23 protein-coding genes are annotated in these 20,853 nt (G+C 72.3%); 7 read left to right on the top strand and 16 right to left on the bottom strand.

All coding sequences use genetic code 11. The features are described from left to right. Window positions 1–33 precede the first annotated feature (33 nt). On the top strand, window positions 34–363 hold the full coding sequence (locus BJ969_RS06890) for a DMT family transporter (protein ID WP_246456700.1): 330 nt from the start codon (window positions 34–36) through the stop codon (window positions 361–363). A gap of 416 nt (window positions 364–779) precedes the next feature. Here BJ969_RS06890 and BJ969_RS06895 read toward each other — a convergent pair whose 3' ends face one another. Next, window positions 780–2,336: an alpha/beta fold hydrolase gene (locus BJ969_RS06895; RefSeq protein ID WP_343071268.1), complete on the bottom strand. Its 1,557-nt coding sequence runs from the start codon at window positions 2,334–2,336 to the stop codon at window positions 780–782. Window positions 2,337–2,565: 229 nt separating this feature from the next. On the opposite strand from BJ969_RS06895, the gene BJ969_RS06900 reads away from it, so the two are divergent. Then, complete coding sequence (locus tag BJ969_RS06900; RefSeq protein ID WP_343071269.1) at window positions 2,566–3,468, top strand: EamA family transporter; 903 nt, start codon at window positions 2,566–2,568, stop codon at window positions 3,466–3,468. A 7-nt stretch (window positions 3,469–3,475) separates the two neighbouring features. Here BJ969_RS06900 and BJ969_RS06905 read toward each other — a convergent pair whose 3' ends face one another. From BJ969_RS06905 to BJ969_RS06960, 12 genes are all read right to left on the bottom strand, one after another. Then, entirely contained in the window at window positions 3,476–4,357 is an 882-nt protein-coding gene (locus tag BJ969_RS06905) for a 2-dehydropantoate 2-reductase (protein ID WP_184477997.1), read from the bottom strand. A 58-nt stretch (window positions 4,358–4,415) separates the two neighbouring features. Beyond that, the gene (locus BJ969_RS06910; protein ID WP_184484945.1) at window positions 4,416–5,516 is read right to left on the bottom strand and encodes an ATP-dependent DNA ligase; all 1,101 of its coding nucleotides are present in this window, start codon (window positions 5,514–5,516) and stop codon (window positions 4,416–4,418) included. Between the two features lie 224 nt (window positions 5,517–5,740). Beyond that, complete coding sequence (amaP, locus tag BJ969_RS06915; protein ID WP_184477998.1) at window positions 5,741–6,382, bottom strand: alkaline shock response membrane anchor protein AmaP; 642 nt, start codon at window positions 6,380–6,382, stop codon at window positions 5,741–5,743. After that, window positions 6,382–6,915, bottom strand: coding sequence for a DUF6286 domain-containing protein (locus BJ969_RS06920; protein ID WP_184477999.1), 534 nt, complete (start codon window positions 6,913–6,915; stop codon window positions 6,382–6,384). The genes amaP and BJ969_RS06920 overlap by 1 nt, the downstream gene beginning before the upstream one ends. Before the next feature lie 4 nt (window positions 6,916–6,919). Next, the gene (locus BJ969_RS06925) at window positions 6,920–7,333 is read right to left on the bottom strand and encodes an Asp23/Gls24 family envelope stress response protein (protein WP_184478000.1); all 414 of its coding nucleotides are present in this window, start codon (window positions 7,331–7,333) and stop codon (window positions 6,920–6,922) included. Beyond that, the gene (locus BJ969_RS06930; protein ID WP_184478001.1) at window positions 7,330–7,509 is read right to left on the bottom strand and encodes a hypothetical protein; all 180 of its coding nucleotides are present in this window, start codon (window positions 7,507–7,509) and stop codon (window positions 7,330–7,332) included. The genes BJ969_RS06925 and BJ969_RS06930 overlap by 4 nt, the downstream gene beginning before the upstream one ends. A gap of 67 nt (window positions 7,510–7,576) precedes the next feature. Continuing rightward, on the bottom strand, window positions 7,577–7,861 hold the full coding sequence (locus tag BJ969_RS06935; RefSeq protein ID WP_184478002.1) for a hypothetical protein: 285 nt from the start codon (window positions 7,859–7,861) through the stop codon (window positions 7,577–7,579). Continuing rightward, a complete protein-coding gene (locus BJ969_RS06940; RefSeq protein WP_184478003.1) occupies window positions 7,858–8,226 on the bottom strand; it encodes a hypothetical protein in 369 nt (122 codons plus the stop codon). The genes BJ969_RS06935 and BJ969_RS06940 overlap by 4 nt, the downstream gene beginning before the upstream one ends. 76 nt (window positions 8,227–8,302) lie before the next feature. Beyond that, window positions 8,303–8,854 carry an Asp23/Gls24 family envelope stress response protein gene (locus tag BJ969_RS06945; protein ID WP_184478004.1) on the bottom strand — a complete coding sequence of 184 codons (552 nt, stop codon included), beginning with the start codon at window positions 8,852–8,854 and terminating at the stop codon, window positions 8,303–8,305. 151 nt (window positions 8,855–9,005) lie between these two features. Further along, window positions 9,006–9,575, bottom strand: a complete 570-nt coding sequence (locus BJ969_RS06950) for a hypothetical protein (RefSeq protein ID WP_184478005.1) — start codon at window positions 9,573–9,575, stop codon at window positions 9,006–9,008. Beyond that, a complete protein-coding gene (locus tag BJ969_RS06955) occupies window positions 9,568–10,137 on the bottom strand; it encodes an RNA polymerase sigma factor (protein WP_343071270.1) in 570 nt (189 codons plus the stop codon). Before BJ969_RS06955 ends, BJ969_RS06950 begins: the two co-directional genes overlap by 8 nt. Then, the gene (locus BJ969_RS06960) at window positions 10,134–10,907 is read right to left on the bottom strand and encodes a pyrimidine reductase family protein (RefSeq protein WP_425503535.1); all 774 of its coding nucleotides are present in this window, start codon (window positions 10,905–10,907) and stop codon (window positions 10,134–10,136) included. The genes BJ969_RS06955 and BJ969_RS06960 overlap by 4 nt, the downstream gene beginning before the upstream one ends. A 157-nt stretch (window positions 10,908–11,064) precedes the next feature. On the opposite strand from BJ969_RS06960, the gene zapE reads away from it, so the two are divergent. Then, window positions 11,065–12,093 (top strand): cell division protein ZapE, encoded by a 1,029-nt coding sequence (gene zapE, locus BJ969_RS06965; RefSeq protein WP_184478007.1) that lies wholly within the window; start codon window positions 11,065–11,067, stop codon window positions 12,091–12,093. Window positions 12,094–12,174: 81 nt separating this feature from the next. On the opposite strand, the gene rocD is transcribed toward zapE, so the two are convergent. Continuing rightward, the gene (gene rocD / locus BJ969_RS06970; protein WP_184478008.1) at window positions 12,175–13,419 is read right to left on the bottom strand and encodes an ornithine--oxo-acid transaminase; all 1,245 of its coding nucleotides are present in this window, start codon (window positions 13,417–13,419) and stop codon (window positions 12,175–12,177) included. A gap of 300 nt (window positions 13,420–13,719) precedes the next feature. On the opposite strand from rocD, the gene BJ969_RS06975 reads away from it, so the two are divergent. After that, the gene (locus BJ969_RS06975) at window positions 13,720–14,760 is read left to right on the top strand and encodes a lactonase family protein (RefSeq protein WP_184478009.1); all 1,041 of its coding nucleotides are present in this window, start codon (window positions 13,720–13,722) and stop codon (window positions 14,758–14,760) included. A gap of 271 nt (window positions 14,761–15,031) precedes the next feature. Here BJ969_RS06975 and BJ969_RS06980 read toward each other — a convergent pair whose 3' ends face one another. Beyond that, window positions 15,032–16,645 (bottom strand): protein kinase domain-containing protein, encoded by a 1,614-nt coding sequence (locus BJ969_RS06980; protein ID WP_184478010.1) that lies wholly within the window; start codon window positions 16,643–16,645, stop codon window positions 15,032–15,034. A gap of 284 nt (window positions 16,646–16,929) precedes the next feature. On the opposite strand from BJ969_RS06980, the gene BJ969_RS06985 reads away from it, so the two are divergent. From BJ969_RS06985 to BJ969_RS06995, 3 genes are read left to right on the top strand one after another with little or no spacing between them, the layout of a single operon-like run. Continuing rightward, entirely contained in the window at window positions 16,930–18,390 is a 1,461-nt protein-coding gene (locus BJ969_RS06985; RefSeq protein ID WP_343071271.1) for a sugar ABC transporter ATP-binding protein, read from the top strand. Continuing rightward, window positions 18,387–19,442 (top strand): ABC transporter permease, encoded by a 1,056-nt coding sequence (locus BJ969_RS06990; protein WP_343071272.1) that lies wholly within the window; start codon window positions 18,387–18,389, stop codon window positions 19,440–19,442. The genes BJ969_RS06985 and BJ969_RS06990 overlap by 4 nt, the downstream gene beginning before the upstream one ends. Before the next feature lie 26 nt (window positions 19,443–19,468). After that, window positions 19,469–20,470, top strand: coding sequence for a substrate-binding domain-containing protein (locus tag BJ969_RS06995; RefSeq protein ID WP_184478012.1), 1,002 nt, complete (start codon window positions 19,469–19,471; stop codon window positions 20,468–20,470). Window positions 20,471–20,479: 9 nt separating this feature from the next. Here the strand turns inward: BJ969_RS06995 and BJ969_RS07000 are convergent, their stop codons facing one another. Then, window positions 20,480–20,815, bottom strand: coding sequence for a hypothetical protein (locus BJ969_RS07000; RefSeq protein ID WP_184478013.1), 336 nt, complete (start codon window positions 20,813–20,815; stop codon window positions 20,480–20,482). Window positions 20,816–20,853: the final 38 nt, after the last annotated feature.

Genomic DNA, 20,853 nt, shown 5'->3' on the forward strand with positions numbered 1-20,853 from the left:
GCCGGCTGCCGATTTGTTTGATCTAAGGATTGGATGCCGGCAATGGCTTGGGTAATGCTGGTCTGCGCTATCACTGCTGAAGTTGTTGCCACCTCGTTCCTCAAAGCGAGTGAGGGGCTGACCAAGCTGTTGCCGAGCGTGATCGTGGCGGTCAGCTACATCACTGCTTTCACGATGCTCGGCAAGGCGTTGAAAACGATGGAGCTGGGCATCGCGTACGCGATCTGGTCGGGCGTCGGCACCGCCGCGATCGCCCTCGTGGGGATCATGTTCATGGGGGAGTCGGCGGCGCCCGTCAAGCTGTTCGGGTTGGGCCTGATCACCGTTGGCGTGGTCATGTTGAACGTGACGACGAGCCATTGATGGGAGGTGGGTGTCGATCCCGAACGTGCGCACGTCCGTCGAGCCCGCTCCGTCGGGTCGGTGGCACGAACGGAGGATCGGCCTCGCCGGATCGGCCGCTCAGCGTTCCGGTAACGGATTGCAATGAGTGCATGCTGCCTGTTCAGCAGGTTGGCGGACGGCCGGTCCCTCGCCCGGCGGTGTCAGCGGTGGTGCTCCGGCGCGCACGATCGCTACCGCTGGTGCTCATGACGTGAGGAGAGAGCCATGGTTCCCACCGAGAACGAGACCACTCCGCAGGCCGGCGGGTGCAGCTGCTGCGCGAGCTGCAGCGGGCCCTCCTGCGGGTGTTGCTCGGGTTGCTGACCGGACGCCGCGGGTTCGGGGAAGCGCGGTCGCCGCGCCTCCCGGACCCGCGGACGCGCCTGGTGTCCTGATCAGGCGGGGCAGGCCATGCCGTCGGCGGGGATCGCGCCCTGCACGAGGAACCGGCTGACGGTGCCGGTCACGCAGTCCGAGCGGCCGATCGCGCCGTGTCCGGAACCCTGCCAGTTCACCGCGACACCGGTCGGCAGCTGCTCGGCCAGGTGCTTGCTGCTGAGCGCGGGGATCAGCGGGTCGTTCGCGGTGGTCACCACCGGGATCGGCGGCAGTCCGGGCACCGACGGCGGCGGTGGTTCCTCCTGCGGTTCGGGCCACTGCGCGCACCACGCGAGGCGTTGCGCGAACACCCCGCCGAACAGGGGATGCGTGCCGACCCATTCGGTCGCCACGTGCACGAGCCGCTCCGAGGGCAGTCGCAGCCGGGTGTCGTTGCAACTGGTGATCAGCGCACCGTCGAGCTGCGCCGGATCGGATCCCGTCTCCCGCACCATCGGTGCCGCGAGCGCGCTGATGGGGGCGCCGTCACCGGAGTTCGCCGCGGCCAGTGCCGTGCTCAGCTGCGGCCACCGCTTCGGCTCGCCCAGTTCGGCGAGCAGCACCCGCACGATCTTGCCGCCGCTGACCGGCCCGTCGGCGGTGGGCAGCGACGTCGTCCGGGTGCGTTCCACCAGTTCTTCCACCGTGCGGCGCGGATCCGGCCCCAGCGGGCAGGAATCCCGGCCGCGGCAGTCCGCGGCGAACGCGTCGAACGTCTGCTCCGCGCCCTGCGCCTGGGCGCCGGCCTCGCCCATCGCGTCCAGCTGCGGGTCCGGGCCGCCGTCGAACACCATCCGGCCCACCGAGTCGGGGTAGCGCTGCGCGTAGCTGGTGAGCACCCGCGCCGCTTCGCCGCGGCCGATGGCGTGCAGCTTCGGCACGTCCAGTTCGAGCCGCAGCTCCTCCAGGTCGGCGGCGGTGCGCCACGAGTCGTAGGCCTGCAACCGGTCGTCCAGGTCCAGCAGGCATTCCTGGCTCGACACCCGCACCGAGGTGAGCAACCGGTCCAGCGACGCCCGGTCCGTCGCGCGCGGGTCGAAGCCGACGATGGACTCGCGCAGCGGCGGCGGCATGCAGTCCGCCGGGTCGGACTGGCCGGTGCCGCGCCGATCCATGCCGATGACCCGGAACGTGCTGAGCATCTCCGGCGGCATCGTCAGCGCCATCCGGGCCGCCACCGAGGTGCCCGGCTCGCCGTTGACGTCCCCCAGGACCACCAGCGGAATCCCGCCGGTACCGGTGCTCAGCAGCGCGGCGCGGGTGGTGCCCTCCGCCGGTGCCTCCGGGGAGTCCAACGTGGTCAGCAGCTGCGAGCAGGAGAACGACGGCCCCCGCGCGGGCAGCGAGAGCTCCTCCCGCGTTTCGCCGGTGCAGTCCTCCCAGTTCAGGGCGCTGCCCGCGGACGGCCCGAGCGCCGGTAGCGGAGCGGGACCGGGTGGTTTCGGGGCGGGGGCGACGGGCTGCTCGGCGTCGTTGTAGGCGACCGCGGGGCGCTGCGACGGCCCCGCCGAGCACCCGGCGGCGACCACGGCGAGCAGCAGCAGGGCACCGATGCGATGGCTGGTGCGCGGCACGACTGCTCCTCTGGCGTGGGCGGATCCTGCGCTGAGCATCGCATGATCGGCGTGTGTCCGAGGTGAGGGGGCGGCGCGCGGTGCGGGGCTCGTCGCAATCCGGTTGGGCGAGGTGGAGCCGACGGCTACGGTTCGCCGGGTTCTCGTACCGGCGAGCACGGCGGTGGAGCCGGGTGCGGGGGAGTGGGCGGACCGGGCGCGCGCCCGGCCGGGAACAGGAGGAGCAGGCGTGGTCGCGGTGAACATGGACGGTGCGTCGTCGAGCGGACGGCCGATGTGGAGCGGTGTGCAGCCGGTCCTGGCGCGCGGTTTCGGCGCCGTCCCGCCCCCGGTGCTGGTGCTGCTGGGCGTGATCAGCCTGCAGGTCGGCGCCGCGTTCGCCAAGCAGCTGTTCGCGCTGGCGGGCGCGTCCGGCGTGGTCACGTTGCGGCTGCTGTTCGCGGCGCTGGTGCTGCTGGTGATCTGGCGGCCCTCGTTGCGGTTGGACCGCAGGACGCTGCTCGTCGTCGCCGGGTACGGCGCGGTGCTGGCCGCGATGAACATCTGCCTCTACCAGTCGATCGACCGCATCCCGCTGGGCGTCGCGGTGACCATCGAGTTCCTGGGGCCGTTGAGCGTGGCCGTGTTCGGCTCGCGGCGGAAGCTGGACCTGCTGTGGGCGGTGCTCGCGGGGCTCGGCGTGCTGCTGCTGTCCCGAGTGGAGGGCGGCCTGGACCCGGTGGGGGTCGCGTTCGCGCTGGCCGCCGCCGTGCTGTGGGCGTCCTACATCCTGCTGGGCGCGAAGTTGGGGCAGCACACCAGCGGCGGCAACGGCCTCGCGCTCGGCATGGCGTTCGCCGCGCTGGTCGCGCTGCCGTTCGGCATCTCGGGCGGTGGCGCGGAGCTGCTGTCCCCGGCCGTGCTCGCCGCGGGCCTGGTGGTGGCGCTGATGTCCTCGGTGGTGCCGTATTCGCTGGAGCTGGAGGCGCTGCGGCGGATGCCGCCGCGCGTGTTCGGGGTGCTGATGAGCCTGGAACCCGCGGTCGCGGCGCTCGCCGGACTGCTGGTGCTGCACGAGGCGCTCGGCGTGGTGCAATGGCTGGCCATCAGCTGCGTGGTGCTGGCCTCCATCGGCGCGACTCGCGCTCAGTAGCGGCCGGTCAGCGGTTCTCGGGCAGGGCGCGCAGCAAGGTCAGCAGGGTCTCGTTGCGGGGCACCGGGATGCCGTGGCGCCGCGCGGCCCGCACCAGCGCGCCCGTGATGTGCTCGTGCTCGGTGCGCAGCCCGGCTTCCCGGTCGTAGAGCATCGAGGTCCCGGTGCCGGGGGCGAGCACTTCGAACGCCTCGATGGCCCGGTCGGCGTCGGCGGTCCCGAGCTCCGCTCCTTCGGCCCTGGCCACGGCGACGCCTTCGGTCACCACGGCCTTCGCCAGCGCCATCACCTCGCCGTCGGCGAACACGTCGAGCCGCCGCATGGTCAGCGCCGAGATCGGGTTGGCGGCCAGGTTCGTGAGCATCTTGCGCCAGGTCTCGGTGCGGAAGTCGTCGGTGGGGGTGACCTCAGGGTCGCAGAGCACCGCCCTCAGCCGCTCACCGAGCGTCCCGGCGGGCACCACCAGACGGAGCTTCGCGGAGTGCCTGCGCACGTGGCCCGCCCGCACGCGTTCGGCGCCGCCGTAGAGCAGCGCGGGCAGCACGGGTGAGCGCGCGAGCAGCGGTGCGAGCGAGTCGTGGTGCTCCACGCCGTTCTGCACGGCCACCACCGGGGTGCCCTCGGCGTCGAACGCGCTCAGCCAGTCCCCGGCACCGCCGACGTCCTGGACCTTCGTCGCCACCAGCACCCAGTCGACCGGACCGGCCTGGGCGGGATCGGTGATGACCCGCACCGGTACTTCCCGGCGACCGTCCGGGGTGTCGAGGACCAGCACCTCGAACGGGGTGCGCACGCAGAGGACGACTTCGTGACCGGTGTCCTGCGCCGCGGCGGCCAGCGCGCCGCCGACGGCGCCGCCCCCGATCACGGCGATTCGTTGGGTTCGCACGGAACGTGACGGTACCGGTGCGGGACCGAGGCCCGAGCCGCGTCCCGGTGGACCGGGCTCAGCTCCGACCGGCCTCACCGCGCAGCACCGCGTCCAGGTCGTAGCGGGCGGGTTCGTCGAGCTGGTCGTAGCGGCACGAAGCCGGGTCGCGGTCGGGGCGCCAGCGCACGAACTGCGTGGTGTGGCGGAACCGGGACGGTACCGCGCCCTCGGTGTGGTCGTAGGCGACTTCGGCGACCCGTTCCGGGCGCAACGGCTGCCACGGTTGTTCGGAGCTGCGCCAGCGGTTGATCGAACCGGGCAGTCTGCGCCCGTCCGCGGCGTGCTCGCCGACCCACGGGTGCTCGCCGTCGGTGCGCAGCGGGCTCAGCTCGGCGGCGAGCTCGCGGCGCCGCGCGGCGGGGAAGGCGCCGACCACGCCCACGTGGTGCAGCACGCCGTGCTCGTCGTGCAGCCCGAGCAGCAGCGACCCGACGGCGGTGCCGGGTTCGGTGCCGGTGTGCCAGCGCAGGCCGGCGACGACGCAGTCCGCGGTGCGCGCGTGCTTGATCTTGAGCATGGTGCGCTTGCCGGGCAGGTAGGGGGCTTCGGCGTCCTTGCCGATGATGCCGTCGAGCCCCGCGCCTTCGAACACCCGGAACCACTCGGTCGCCGTGGCGCGGTCCGCGGTCATGGGCGTCGTGAGCAGCTCCGGGCCGGTCAGTTGCAGCGCGTCCAAGCGCTGCCTGCGCTCGGAGAACGGTTGTTCGCGCAGGTCCGCGTCGTCGAGGGCGAGCAGGTCGAAGGCGATGAACCGGGCCGGGGTCCGCTCCGCGAGCGCTCGGACCCGGCTGGCGGCGGGGTGGATCCGTTCGCCCAGCGCGTCCCAGTCGAGCCGCTCGCCGTGCTCGTCGGAGCGCACCACGACCAGCTCGCCGTCGAGCACCACCGGACGCCGCAACCGCTCCTCGACGGCGCGCAGCACCTCCGGGAAGTACCGGTTGAGCGACTTGCCGGTCCGGGACTGCAGCACGACGGGTTCGGCTCCGCCGGGATCGGCGAACACCAGGCAGCGGAACCCGTCCCACTTCGGTTCGAAGCACATCCCGGCCCGGTCGGGAATGCCGTCGACCGGGCCGGCCAGCATCGGCTTCACCGGCGGATGCACGTTCAACGCCACCAGAACCTCCCGGAGGGTGCGGTCGATGCCCAGTACGGTCCGCGAGTTCGGCCCGACCCGCGCGTCGGGGTCGCCGGAGCCCGTCCTGGACATGGTCCTGCGCGGCGGTGCGGGTGGCGAACCACAACGGCCTCCGCACCGGAACCGATTTCCGGCGAGCGGTGAAATCGGTGTCCTGGTGAGGAGGCCGTTGGTGGTCGCTGCTCGGGACGGGGCGGAAGGCCTCAGCGCACGCGCTGGCGCGCCGCCCGGTCCAGCTGCAGGCGGACCGCGGTCGGCATCGCTTCCACGTCGAGGGCGCGGCGGGCGCGGGAGAGGACCTTGTCGTCCAGCTCCTCCCACACGTGCCGCACGTTGGTGCCTTCCTGCAGCGCGAGCGTGAGCCGCACGTTCGGCCGCTGCGGGGTGCCGGCCATCCGCACCTTGGCGCGGGTCACGCCGGTGACGTTCTCCGCGTCGGTGCGCACGGCCTCGGTCAGCGCGCTGGAGGTGATCGTCGCGGACCCCTCGGAGTCGCCGTGCAGCTGCAGGTCGGGACGTCCTTCGGGGCGCAGCGCCCGCAGCAGCCACCAGAGCCCCAGCAGTGCCAGCACGATCCCCGCCACGATCGCCACCCCGTAGGTGAGCGGCCGGTGGCCGGTGATCCACTGGGTGACCATCGGGTCCAGCACCGAGCGTTGCGCGCGGAACCGGCCGAGCCAGCCCGCGCCGACGACGAGCGCCAGCAGACCGGCGAGCAGCAGCACCAGCCCGAGCACCGTGAGCAGCGACCGCTCGAATCCGAGCGATCGGCCGATCGCCGTGCGGCTGGGCCGGGCCGAGGACGCGGCGGGCTTCTCGGCGGTGGCAGTGGCTTCGCGGGACATCACCGCTCCTTCGCGGGGGAGACCGACACCGACACTCGGGGCCGGCGCTGCAACGGCAGGTCGCCGACGGCGGACGTGGCCGTCTTCGACACGCGGTCCCGGAGGTCGCCGAGGGTCCGGAACCGGCTGTGGGCCTTCACCTTCACCCGGCGGCGGTCCGCGGTGACCGAGGCGCCGGACACCCCGTCCTCCGCGCGCACCCGGTGGCCGACCAGCCGCGCCAGCGAACGCGGATCGGTGGTCACGGTGACTTCGGGGGCCGGATCCATCAGCCGCACTTCGCTGCGCCCGGCTCGGGCCGCCGCCAGCAGCAGGATCAGGCCGAGCAGCGCGGCCACCGCGGCGGCCACCCGCGTCGCGACGTCCTGCCAGCTCAGCCCGCGCAGCGCGGACCCGGCCGACGACCAGGGCACCAGCACTCCACCGGAGCCGGGGCTGACCCACGCCCCAATGGCTTCCACGATCAGCAGCACACCCACGGCGAGGGCGATCAGCCCGGCCACGGCGGTGATCAAACGGACAACGGCACGCACGGGCTCACTCCACTCGGTCTCGTTTCGGGGCGGACACCAGCGCGGACACGACGACCTCGACCGAGGCCACCCGGCAGCCGGCGAGCCGGTCGAGCTCGTCGCGGACGCGTTCGCGCACCGCGCGCACCGTCTCGCGCACCGGGGCGGGGTAGCTCACCGCCAGGTCCAGCCGGACCTGCAGTTCCCGGTCGGGTCCGGTCAGGCGGGCGCTGGAGCCCTGGGTGCCGACGCCGACACCGGCGATCCGCCGCGGCGCCCGGGTGGTCCCGGAGGCGCCGTCCGCGGCGTGTTCGGCGATCTTGCGCAGCACCGACCGGTCGATGGTGAGCTCGCCGCGGTCGGCGGCCCCATCGTTTCCGGAGGCCTGCTCGGTCGCGGGCTCGGCGGCCCTGGCCCGCTCGGTGGCGGGGGCGCTCATCGGTCCTTGCCCCGGCCGAGGAAGTCGCCGATCTCCAGCTCGCCGTCCAGGACGCGGCCGACGATCAAGCCGATCGCCCCGAGCACCAGGGCGATGAGGAATCCGGTGAAACCCCCGAGTGCGGCGGCCACACCGAGGAGGAGGCCGGCGAACAGGCCGGACTGCGTTGCGTTCATCGTGGGAGAAACCTTCCTGACTGGGAGGGCCGTTCGTCGGCTGGCACATCATCGGCGGGTGGGGCGATCACCGCACGCGGGTGCGGCGTTTCCGCAGCCGCCAGATCCGGATCCGGCGCAGCGCGCCGTGCAGACCGCGTTCACCGGGCACGATGACCACCGGGGCGTCGTAGCGGTCCGGCGGTCGGTTCGGGGCCGGGGAACCGGGGGTTCGGACGGCCTCGTCGCGGCGGGAGCGCAGTTCCGCGAGGCCCGCGGCGAAGGTCTCGGGGTCACCGCCCACATCGGGGTGGTGGGCGCGGACGAACGCGCGCAGACGAGCCCGCGCGTCGTCGTCCGGCGTACCCGTCATCTGCCGCGCGCCTCGCTTCCGCTCGGGGCATCGGCGTCGTCCGAGGTGATCACGTCGACGACGGTGATGTCGACCGGGACCGGGCCGGTCACGGCGAGCACCCGCTGCCGCAGCGCGGCCACGATCTCCGGCAGCGGATCGGTCATGCGCAGCACCACGCCGACCTCCACGGGTTCACCGGCGCCGCTCGCGCGCACCCCGGTGACCTGGCGGCCGGGCAGGTAGGCGGCGATGGTGCCGTGCACGCCGCCGTCCAGCCGTGCCACCGCCGGATGGGTGTGGACCGCTTCGGCGATCCGGTCGGCGAGCCGGTCGTCGCCTTCGGGGGTTACCCGGCCGCGGTCACCGGGAGCGGATTCGGTCATGTCGGTGTCCTTCGAGAGCGGGCCGGGACGGGGGAACGCGTGGTCCCGGTCGGGGTAGCCGGGACCACGCGCGTTCTCATTCCACTCGGGACGAGGAGCCGGTGCTCTGGCCACCGTTGCCGTTGTCCTCGTCGTCCTCCGACGGGAGGTGGATGTCGTTGACCGCGATGTTGACCTCGATGACCTCGAGGCCGGTCATCCGCTCGACGCCGGTGATGACGTTGCGGCGCACCGCGCGGGCCAGCTCGACGATGGAGGCGCCGTACTCGACGACGATGTCCAGGTCGATCGCGGCCTGCTTCTCGCCGACCTCGACCTGCACGCCGGAGGTCGTGCTGGAGCTGGACCCGCCGCCACCGGGGATGCGCTCGCGGATGGCGCCGAAGGCGCGCGAGACGCCACCGCCCATGGCGTGCACGCCGGAGATCTCCCGCGCGGCGATTCCGGCGATCTTCTGCACCACGGAGGCGGCGATCGTCGTCTTGCCCTGGTTGGTGTCGTCGGCGAGCCGGGCGGGGGTGCTGGCGCTGGCGCTGCCGCCGGTGGCGAGGCCCTTGCCGCCGCCGGACGGCGTGGTCCCGCTCTGGGCCTCGGTGCTCGGCGTGGACGTACCGCTCGTCTGGGCCATGAAAGGGCTCCTTCCCCTGCGAAGATCCTGGTTGTCGCCGTGTTCGTCATCGCAGCGACCGGGTCGGTCTGCGAAATCCGGGACGGAAGATCAGATGCCCGTGATCCCGGAACATCGCGGAACTATGACGCAAGTCACTTTCTTGAGCTGATCACGAGCTTTGCGGAGGTGTCACATCGGCGATCCGCACCCACACCGCCGGTGCGGCCGCGCCGAGGTGCTCCCGCAACGCCCGGCCCAGATCATCCTGCAGTTGCGCGGCCAGCGCAGGAGCAGGCAATCCGTAGTCGATCACCACGTCCACCCGGATCTCCTGCACGTCCCCGGTGCAGGCCAGCAGCCGGGTGCTGCGCCGGTCGGCGAGCAGTTCCAGGCTCAACCGCCGCGCCAGCACCAGCGTCGCCTGCGGCGCCACCCGCAGCATGCCGAGTTCCTGGGCCACTTCCGCCGGGGAACCCGCGGCGCCGCCGCGCGCCCGGCGCACCGTGAGCAGCGTGCGGGATATCAGTCCTTCGGGTGGTTCGACGGAGAGTTCCGCGGCTCGCCGCACGGGTTCCCAGCCGCCGGGGGCCAGCTCGGCGAGTTCCGCCCGGCAGTGCGGGCAGGTCCGCGCGTGCGCCGCGAAGTCGTCGGGGGCGTCGCCCGCGAGGTGGTCGACGAGTTCGCCGACGGTGTGGCCGCAGGGCAGCACTTGATCCGGGTCGAAGGAAGGCTCACCCATGGTGCATCTCCTTCAACCTGGACAGCAGGGCGAGCCGAGCGCGGTGCAGCCGCGATCGCAACGCCGTCACGTTCACCTCTAGCACCTCGGCGATCTGTTCGTAAGACATGCCCTCGAACTCGCGCAGCACCAGCGGCACCCGCTGGGACGGTTCCAGCGTGGCGATGGCGCGGTGCACCAGGTCGGCCTCCTCGGCGCGCACCGCGTGACCTTCGGGGTTGCCGGAGTCGTGGTCGGAGACGAGGTGGCTCATCGATTCGTCGCTGATGTCCATCGCGACCGTGTTCTTGCGCCGCCGGACCTGGCCGAGCGCGGCGTTGGTGACCACCCGGTACAGCCACGTCGTCGGCGCGGAATCACCGCGGAACCGGGACAGCGACCGCCACGCGGAGACCCAGGCGTCCTGCACCGCGTCCTCGGCTTCGGCCTGGTCGTTGAGGATCCGGTAGGCCACCCGGTACATGGAGCGGGTGTGCCTGCGGACCAGTTCGTCGAAGGCCACCCCATCGCCGCGCTGGGCGGCGGCCATGAGGTTCGCGTCGCTGTCGGCCCGCTCGGTCACGCCCGGAGTCTCCCGTACCGCAGCAGCAGCAGCGATTCCTCCGCGTGCAGCGCGGACAGCAGCCGCATCGGGTGCGGTGCGGCCAGGTCCGGGCCGTGCGCGATGCGGCCGGCGCCGCCACCGGCGAGCAGCGGCGAGACGGTGAGGCACAGCTCGTCGACGAGGTCCGCGGCGACGAGGTCGCCGAACAGCCGCGGCCCGCCTTCGCAGCCGACGCGCAGCAGCCCGCGTTCGCCGAGCGCGGCCAGCGCCGCGGTCAGGTCCACGCCGCCGGTCCCGGCGACCACGACGTCGGCGCCCGCGTCGGCCAGCACGGCTCGGCGTGCTTCGGGGGCGTCGGCGCAGGTGATCACGATGGGTGGGACGACGGTGTCGGTCAGCAGCGGCGAGTCCGGTTCCAGCGAGCAGCGGCCCGTCACCACCGCGATCGGGGGTACCTCGGCGAGCCCGAACCGCGCCCGGCGTTCCGCGTCGACCTCGCTGCGCTCGACCCCGCGGTAGCCCTCGGTCAGCGCGGTGCCCGCTCCGACCAGGACCACGTCGGAGAGGTCCCGGATCAGCGCCATCGCGACCCGGTCGGCGGGCGAGGACAGGCCGCGGGAGCTGCCGCGCACGGTGACCGCGCCGTCGAGGCTGGACACGAAGTTCGTGCGCAGCCACGGCCGCGCGAGGTTCGCGGGGTAGTCGTAGAACGCTTCGACCTCGGGCGTCACTTCGGCCGGAGTCGTCGTGCTGAGGGGTTCGCCGCCAGGGGGCCACAGCCTGTCCACCCGTCCATCCCAACACGGCTCGCGCGGGGCGCATGGGGAGGGGCTGCTCACGGCGCCGGTCCGGTGACGCCCCGCGACCTGGGGTGAAGTCCGCGTCCGCGCTCGGGGTGACCACTGCCACCGGTTTCGGCCGCGGCGGCGGTTATAGGGTCGGCGCATGACCGCCGCACGCCTCATCGACCGCCGCCCCGAGCTGAGCCCGGCCGACATGGTCGACGCGATGACGCCGCCGCCGCGGTTCGACGAGGCGCGGTTCGAGACCTACGTCCCGAACCCGGAGGAGCCGAGCCAGGCCGCCGCGGTCGAGTCGTGCCGCGCGTTCGCGGACCGCTCCGGCGCCGCCCGCGGCAACAACGGCGGGTGGTGGCGTTCGCTGTTCGGCGGGGGCCGGGCTCCCGAGGGCAAGCAGGGCCTGTACTTGGACGGCGGGTTCGGCGTCGGCAAGACGCACCTGCTGGCCTCGCTGTGGCACGCCGTTCCCGGGCCGAAGTCCTACGGCACGTTCGTCGAGGTCACCAACCTCGTCGGCGCGCTCGGGTTCACCGAGACGGTGAACCGGCTCTCGGCGCACCGGCTGCTGGCGATCGACGAGTTCGAACTGGACGATCCCGGCGACACGATGCTGGTCACGCAGCTGATCGCGAAGCTCACCGAGGCGGGCGTGCACATCGCGGCCACCTCCAACACGCTGCCCGGCAAGCTCGGCGAGGGCCGGTTCGCGGCGGTGGACTTCCTGCGGGAGATCCACGCGATGTCCGAGCGGTTCGAGGTGCTGCGCGTCGACGGGCCGGACTACCGCCATCGCGGCCTGCCCGACCCGCCGGAGCCGATGGACGACGCGGAGCTCGCGGCGGAGGCGGACTCGCTGCCCGGCGCGACGCTCGACGACTTCGACGCGCTGTGCGATCACCTGGCCGGCGTGCACCCGTCGAAGTACGGCCGCCTGGTCGACGACGTCGCGGCGGTGCACCTGCGCGGCCTGCACGCGGCCCCGAACCAGACGGTGGGCCTGCGCCTGGTCGCCTTCGCCGACCGCCTCTACGACCGGGCCGTCCCGGTGCGGGTGTCGGGCGAGCCGCTGTCCGCGCTGTTCACCGAGGAGATGCTGCGCGGCGGCTACCGCAAGAAGTACCTGCGCGCACTCAGCCGCCTCACCGCCCTGTCCCGGGACACCGTCAAGTCCTGAGGTCCCGAGGTCGGTCGTTCCCGGTGTCGCGACCGCCCGGGCCGCGCCGTTGACGCGGCGCGGCCTCGTCGCTGGAGGGGGTCAGCGGCGGAGGGCGGTCGTGATCGCGTCGATGCCCTGGTCGAGCTCCTCGCGGGTGATCGTCAGCGGCGGGGCGATGCGCAGGGTGGTGTCCTGGGTTTCCTTGCACAGCACGCCGTTCTCGGCGAGCCGTTCGCTGATCCGGCGTCCGCTCGGCCCGCCGGGGGAGATCTCCACACCGGCCCACAGCCCGCGCCCGCGCACTTCGGCGACGCCGTGGCCGACGAGTTCGCCGAGCCGGGCGTGCAGGTGCGCGCCGAGTTCGCGGGAGCGCCGCTGGTGCTCGCCGGTCGCCAGCAGCCGCACCACGGCCCGCCCGACGGCGCAGGCCAGCGGGTTCCCGCCGAACGTGGAGCCGTGCTCGCCGGGGCGCAGCACGCCGAGCACGGCGCGGCTGCCGACGACGGCGGAGACGGGCAGCAGGCCGCCGCCGAGGGCCTTGCCCAGGGTGTAGAGGTCCGCGCGCACGCCGTCGTGGTCGCAGGCGAGCAGTTCGCCGGTGCGGGCCAGGCCGGATTGGATCTCGTCGGCGATGAGCAGCACGTTGCGGTCGTCGCAGAGCTCGCGCAGCCTGCGCAGGTAACCGGCGGGCGGCACCACGACGCCCGCTTCGCCCTGCAGCGGTTCGACGAGGACGGCGGCGGTGCGGTCGGTGATCGCGTCCTCGACGGCGGCGGCGTCGCCGTAGGCGGTGACGGTGAAGCCGGGGGTGAACGGCCCGAAGTCGGCGCGGGCCGTGGAGTCGGTGGAGAACGACACGATCGTGGTGGTGCGGCCGTGGAAGTTGGAGCCGGCGACGATGATCTCGGCTCGGTCCGCGGGCACGCCCTTGACCTGGTACGCCCACTTCCGGGCGATCTTGATGGCCGATTCGACGGCTTCGGCGCCGGAGTTCATCAGCAGCACCTGCTCGGTGCCGGTGAGCTCGGCCAGTTCGCGGCAGAACGGGCCGAACTGGTCGTGGTGGAACGCGCGGCTGGTCAGCGTGACCCGCCCGAGCTGCTCGGTGGCGGCGGCGACGAGGTCGGGGTGGCGGTGCCCGAAGTTCAGCGCCGAGTACCCCGCCAGGAAGTCCAGGTAGCGGCGACCGTCCACATCGGTCATCCACGCACCCTCGGCTTCGGCGATCACGACCGGCAACGGGTGGTAGTTGTGCGCGCTGTAGTCGTCGTCGAGGCGCAGGAACTCGGAGGTGCGGGAGGTCCCGGCCGCGGTGGGCAGGGTCTCGGGCGAGGCGGAGGTCATGCTGTTCAGGCTATTCCGGCCCAGGCCTTCGTTTCAGCCGTGAGATGTTGCTTCTTTCGGCGGATCGTTGCGTGATCCGGCCTGATCGCGAAACATTTCGCGATCGGCGGTCGCCCCGTTCGGGGCTGTCGGGGACGCCGCGCCGCGCGCTACTGTCGGGCCCGGTTCGATGAACAACGCGTGTACTGTCGATGACTCAGCGTGTGCGGATCGCGTTCCCGGGATGGTCGGTCCCGGTGCGCTGGCACGCGGTTCGCGTGCGCGCAGCAGAAGGTCCCGGAACATCGGTGGAGGTCGCTCATGCCGGAGGACGCGCAGTATCGGGTGTACGTGGGGGCTTACACCGGTCCGGAGTCGGCGGCGAACGGGATCCGCCTCGCGTTCGCCGATGCGGCGGGGCGGTTGCGGTGCACCGACACGGTCGCCGACACCTACGAGCCGTCGTTCCTGGCGCTGGCGCCGGACGGCGCGACGTTGTTCGCGGTGAACGAGGTCGCGCACGGCCGGGTGGTGGCGTTCGACGTGCGCCCGGACGGCACGCTCGCCGAGATCAACTCGCAGCCCACGCACGGGTCGGCGCCGTGCCACCTGAGCGTGCACCCCTCCGGCCGGTTCCTGCTCACCGCGAACTACCTGTCGGGCAACGTCGTGGTGCACCCGATCGGGGAGGGCGGGGTGCTGCGGGAGGCGTGCCACGCGGTGCAGCACAGCGGGCAGGGTCCGGACAAGGACCGCCAGGAGGGGCCGCACGCGCACCAGATCGTGCCGTCCCCGGACGGTCGTTTCGTGCTCGCCGCCGATCTGGGCACGGACGCGGTGTACGTGTACGCGTTCGACGCGGACACCGGGCACATGGTGCTCAAGCACGAGGTCGCGTGGGAGGCGGGCACCGGGCCCCGGCACCTCGCGTTCCACCCGGACGGCGACCGCGGCTACTTGGTGGGGGAGCTGACTTCGACGATCACCGAGTTCGAGTTCGACCCCGACGGCGGGACGGTGCGACCGGGCCGGACGCTCCCGCTGCTCCCGGCGGACTTCGCGGGCACGAGCCTGGCCGCGGAGGTCGTGGTCTCCCCGGACGGCCGCTTCGTGTTCGCCTCGAACCGGGGCCACGACAGCATCGCGGTGTTCTCCGCCGCCGGCTTCGAACCCGTCGGCATCTTCCCGGCCGGTGTCCGCGGCCCCCGCCACATAGCCCTCTCCCCGCAGGGAGACGTCCTCTACGCCGCAGGCGAGCTCAGCGACACCATCCAGGCCTTCGCCGTCTCCACCACAGGCGCCCTCACCCCGATCACAGACCCGGCGTCCTCCCCAACCCCGGTGTGCCTGCTCCCGGTCTAGCGGACGCATAGCCGACCACCCAACCACCCGACCACCACTGCGACCCGCAGACCACGGCCATGCCTTGCGGCCGAAGGCCGTGCCTGTATGTGCGAAGCACATAGCCCACGTCGAGAAGCCCTCACCCGCGGGTTCTCAGTCGGTCTGTCGCGAGGACAGCTTTTTCCCTCGTGGCGGAGCCACTTGGGAAAAAGATCCCGCAGCGACAGACCGACTGAGGTTCCGCTACCCGGTCACCCGAGCAAAACGACCGGCTCCAACCGCGCACACGTCAAACCATCCGGTCGTCGTAGGTTCCTCGGCTGTACTGCTGGAGCGCTTGGCGGACTCGGCGGCCTTCTTGGCGCCGGGTGATGGGGCCGCCGGCGGCGCCGATCGGGTACAGGCGCACGCCGCCGTGGTAGGGCCGGGTCGGGTTCCAGATCCGCCAGCCCTGCGCGGGGGCGCCGGGCCGGGTCCAGACGGTCACGGATTGGCGCTTGCCGCTGCCGACGACGGCGACGCGGCTGACTTGGCTCCACGGGATCTCCCTGGCGAGCCCGGCGCGGGAGATCCGCAGTCCTTCGCCGCTGACCTTGAGCCGCAGGCTCGGCAGCAGCGCTTTGCCCAGCGACAGCGCGGCGCTGATGGTCAGCAGCACCATGCCGAACTGGGCCAGCGCCCAGATGTCGGCGCTGGGGCTGCTGTTCCGGCTGACTTCGACGACGAGGTAGATCAGCCCGAACATGATCGCGGCGGACAGCAGCGCCCCGACTCGGCCGCCGAGCGCGAACACGGGGCCGGGTCCGTCGCCGCGCACGCGTTCGGCGGGTGGTTCGGGCCGGGAGGGGGCGATGCGCGCGGGCGCGGCGGTGCCGGGGTTGGGTTGCTGCGCGGTGGGTTTCGGCCGGGACGGGATGATCGGTTTCGCCGGTGCGGCGGGGGCGGCCGACCAGTCCGAGCCGCCGCGCTGCGTGCGCGGTGGCGGGGTGGGCGCGGCGGCGGGTGGCGCGAGCGGGGCGGCTTCGGAGGCCTGCTTGAGCTGCGCGGTGTGCTCGGTGATCACGGCGGTGATCTCGGCGGGCAGCCAGCTGTCGTTCTGCGGTGAGGATTCGCCTGCCTGGTCGAGCAGCGCCGCCGGGGTCGGCCGGTCGGCGGGTTCCTTCGCCAGGCAGGACCCGATGAGCGATCGCAGCCCGGTGGGCAGCGCGCTGAGGTCGGGTTCGTTGTGCACGACGCGGTAGAGCATGGCGGCGGTGTTCTCGTTGCCGAAGGGCCCGGCGCCGGTGGCGGCGAACATGAGCACCGCGCCGAGCGAGAACACGTCGCTGGGCGGCCCGACGTCGCTGCCGACGGTCTGCTCGGGGGAGAAGAAGCCGGGCGTGCCGAGGAAGATCCCGGTGGCGGTGAGGTTGCTGCTGCTCATGGCCCGTGAGATGCCGAAGTCGATGACGCGCGGTCCGTCGGGGCCGAGCAGCACGTTGCCGGGTTTGAGGTCGCGGTGCACGAGTCCGGCCCGGTGGATGGCGCCGAGCGCTTCGGCGAGGCCGGCGGCGAGGGTGCGCACCGTCTGCTCCGGCAGCGGTCCGTGGTCGGCGACGGCCCGGTGCAGGGTGGGGCCGGGTACGTATTCGGTGGCCAGCCACGGCTGGGCGGCTTCGGTGTCGGCGTCGATGACGGTGGCGGTCCAGAACCCGCCGACGGAGCGGGCCATGTCGACTTCGCGGCGGAACCGTTCGCGGAACTCGCCGTCGTCGGCGAGCTCCGGGCGCACGACTTTGATCGCGACGCCGCGGCCGCCACGGGAGCGCGCGAGGTACACGGCTCCCATCGCGCCCCCGCCGATCCGCGCGAGCAGGCGGTAATCACCGACTCTGTCCGGTTCGCTGGCCAGCAGCGGCTGCACGTTTCGTCCCCCTCTGGATTACTGCGATGGCCCCGTCGAGCTTACGGAGGTCGTGGTTGCGGCGTTCGCGGATGTCGCTGCAGCCGTTCGCGTGCAACGATCGGTAATCGGTTTCTTGGCTTCGCTGCAAGCCTTTCGAGCGTGTGATGTTGTGAGTATGCTCCGGCGCACCGCTGCGGCGGGCGATCATGAAGATCGAGGGAGGCGGCGTGTCGCAATCCTTGCAACCCGGTTCGGATGATGCGGGTTCGGTGCAGCAGCGTGCAGTGGTTCGGCTTTCCGCTGTGAGCAAACGATTCCCCGGCGTCGTCGCGGTGTCCGATGTGGACCTCGACGTGCGGGCCGGTGAGGTGCACGTGCTGGCCGGGGAGAACGGCGCGGGCAAGTCGACGTTGATGAAGCTGGTCGCGCAGGTGGAGCCGCCGTCCTCCGGCCGGATCGAGGTCGACGGCGAGCAGGTCACCTACCAGGGGCCTGCCTCGGCGCGGCGCCTCGGGATCTCGATGGTGCACCAGGAGTTCGCGCTGGCCCCGGACCTGTCGGTGGCGGAGAACCTGTTCATCGGCCACGAGCCGGGCAGCGGCGGCTGGATCGCGCGCTCCGAGGAGCGCCGCGCGGCCCGCGAGCTGCTGGCCAAGGTCGGGTTGCGGGTCGACCCGGCCAGGAAGGTCGGCCGGTTGTCGACCGCCGAGCAGCAGCGGGTGGAGCTGGCGAAGGCGCTGGCGGTGCAGGCGAAGGTGCTCATCCTGGATGAGCCGACCGCCACGCTGACCGAGCGCGAGACCGAGGAGCTGTTCGGCATCGTCCGCGAGCTCACCGCGCAGGGCATCGGCGTGCTCTACATCTCGCACCGCCTGGACGAGATCTTCGAGATCGGGGATCGGGTCACGGTGCTGCGCGACGGAGCGGTGGTGGCGACCCGCCCGGTCGCCGAGCTCGACGAGTCGCGGCTGGTGACGCTCATGGTGGGCCGCGACGTGCAGAACCTGTACCCGCGCACCTACGCGGAGCCGGGCGCGGTGCGGCTGAGCGTGCGCGGGCTGAGCAGGGGCGACGCGGTGCGCGGCGTGTCCTTCGAGGTGCGCGCCGGGGAGATCGTCGGCATGGCGGGACTGGTCGGAGCGGGCCGCACGGAGCTCGCCAGGTCGGTGTTCGGCGCGGAACCGCCCGACGCGGGCGTGGTGTCGCTGGACGGGGCGCAGCTCAAGATCCGCGGCCCGGCGGACGCGATCGCCGCGGGCATCGGCTACCTCACCGAGAGCCGCAAGGCGGACGGGCTGGCGCTGCAGCTGGGCCTGGACAAGAACATCACGCTGGCGAAGCTGCCGATGGTCTCGGGACTGATCGACCTGGGCGCGGAGCGCCGCATCGCCGAGCAGGAGCGGGATCGGCTCAACATCCGGGTGCCGTGGGTGGGCAGGCCGGTGCAGGCGCTCTCCGGCGGCAACCAGCAGAAGGTGGTGCTGGCGCGCTGGCTGCAGACCGAGGCCGAGGTGCTGTTCTTCGACGAGCCCGGTCGCGGCATGGACGTGGGCGCGAAGTCGGAGATGTTCAGCCAGCTCGACGCGCTGGCCGCGCAGGGCAAGGCGATCGTGCTGATCTCCAGTTATCTGCCGGAGTTGCTGAACATGTGCGATCGGATCCTCGTGCTGCGCGAGGGCCGGATCACGGGTGAGGTCGAGCGCGCGGAGTTCTCCGAGGAACGCGTCGTAGCGCTCGCCACCGGAGCGAAGGAGGGCCAGTGAGCGATCAGCCGGGGAAGGACGAACAGGCCGCACCGGAAGGCGGTGGCGGTACCGCGACCGCGACGAAGGCGGGCGGCGCGGGCGCGCTCGGCGGGCTGACGGATCGGTTGTCGGGGGCGATCTCGCAGGTCGCGGCGGCCGGTGCGCTGATCGTGGTGTTCATCGTCCTGTCCATCGTGGCGCCGTCGTTCCTGACGGCGGACAACCTGTTCAACCTGGGGTCGCAGACCTCTGTGAACGCGGTGATGGCGGTCGGCGTCACGCTGGTGATCATCACGGGTGGCATCGACCTGTCAGTGGGGTCGGTGGCGGCGCTGTCCGGGGTCCTGGGCGTGATGCTCATGGCGGATTTCGGCTTCAACCCGCTGCTCGGGATACTCGGCGGGATCGTCGTCGGCGCGGCGGCGGGCCTGGTCAACGGCCTGCTGGTGTCGACGGTGGGGTTGCCGCCGTTCATCGCGACGCTCGGCATGCTCAGCGTGGCGCGCGGCCTGGTGCTGATCGCGACGGGCGCGGTGGCGGTGTTCGGCGCGCCGGAGTCGTTCCGGTTGCTCGGGCAGGGCGTGCTGGGGCCGGTGCCGGTGCCGGTGCTGCTGATCCTGATCGTGGCGGTCGCGGGCCACATCGTGCTGACGCGGACGAGGCTGGGCCGCTACGCGTACGTGATGGGGTCGAACTCGGAGGCGGCGCGGCTGTCCGGCGTGCCGGTCCGCAAGCACACGACCTGGGTGTACGTGGTGTCGGGCATGTTGGCCGGGCTGGGCGGCATGATCGCCGCCTCGCGGATCAACTCGGGCCAGCCGAACTTCGGTGAGGGCTTGGAGCTGGACGTGATCGCCGCGGTCGTGATCGGCGGCGCGAGCCTGTTCGGCGGGCGCGGCACGGTGTGGGGTTCGCTGATCGGCGCGTTCCTGGTCGCGGTGATCCGCAACGGCGCGGTGCAGCTCAACATCGGCACCTTCTACCAGAACGTGCTCATCGGCGTGATCATCTGGCTGGCCGTGTGGTGGGACTTCTACCAGCGCCGCAAGCTCGCCGGCGACGCCGGTTGAGCTCGGGAACGAGGGAGTTCGCTGCGATGAAGAAGGTTCTTCCGCTGCTGTGCCTGGCGGTGCTGCTGACGTCCTCGGCGTGCAGCCTGGAGGTCCGCAGGCCGACCGGGGTGAACGCGCAGGAGGGCGACACGATCCGGCTCGCCGTGATCCCGAAGGCGATCGGTTTCGACTTCTGGGAGCAGGTGCGGGTCGGCGCCGAGTGCGCGGCCACCAAGCACCCGAACGTCAACGTCCACTGGGACGGGGTGACCTCGGAGGACGACGTCAGCGGGCAGCAGAGCCTGCTGCAGGACTCGTTGGCGCAGGGCGTGCAGGGCCTGGTGTTCGCGGCGACGGACGCGAAGGCGCTGGCGGAGGTCACGAAGTCGGCGCGGCAGCAGGGCACGACGGTGGTGAACATGGACTCGGGCACGACTCCGCAGCCGCCGGAGGTGCCGGTGTTCGCCACCGACAACGTGGCCGCCGCCGAGCAGGGCACCCAGTTGCTCGCGGATCAGCTGGGCGGGAAGGGCGAGGTGGCGTTCATCGAGTTCCTGCCGGGCACCAGCACGAACGAGACGCGCGCGGAGGGCTTCCAGCGCGGGCTGGCGAAGAACCCGGGGCTGAAGCTGGTGGCGCGGCAATCGTCGAACAGCGACTACAACACGGCGTTGCAGGTCACCCAGGACATCTTGACGGCGAACCCGAACCTCAACGGGATCTACGCGGGCAACGAGCCGAGCGTGCTGGGCGCGGCGGAGGCGGTGCGCCAAGCGGGCAAGCAGGGCGAGATCAAGATCATCGGCTGGGACACCTCGGAGGGTCAGATCGACTCGCTGGAGGAGGGCGTGATCACGGGTCTGATCGCGCAGAACCCGTTCAAGATGGGATTCGCCTCGGTGAACTCGGCGATCGAGGAGATCCGCGGCGAGCAGCAGGGCAGCCCGGAGACGAACACCGGCTCGACCGTGGTCACGAAGGAGAACATCAACACTCCGGAGATCCAGAAGCTGCTGAACCCCTCCTGCGCCGACCCGCCGAAGTGAGCGGCCCGGTCATTTCGGCATGGCGTCGAGGACCCGCAGCGTCGGCCCGTGCCCGCACGAGGCGGGCACGCTCGGGTCGGGCCTGCCGCGCACGACGACCTCCGCACCAGGCCGCAGCACGGACGGGTCGCCGCCGACGAGCACGCACGGACGACCGGCACCCGTGAGCAGCCTGCACTCCGGCCGCGGCCCGGTCTCGACGGTGCCGGACGCGGCGAACTCCCGGTCGGACGCGCCGCCCGGCGCGGGTGCGGCCGGTGGCGCCGGTGCCCGGCACGGTCGCGGTGGTGGGGCGTGCCGTCCCGGGTGGCCCGCGCCTTCGCGCGCTGCCTCCCGTACCGGCACGCCCCAGCACTACCCGGGGGACGTGCCGGGAAAAACGC

The organism is Saccharopolyspora gloriosae (assembly GCF_014203325.1).
Classification (GTDB): Bacteria; Actinomycetota; Actinomycetes; order Mycobacteriales; family Pseudonocardiaceae; genus Saccharopolyspora_C; species Saccharopolyspora_C gloriosae.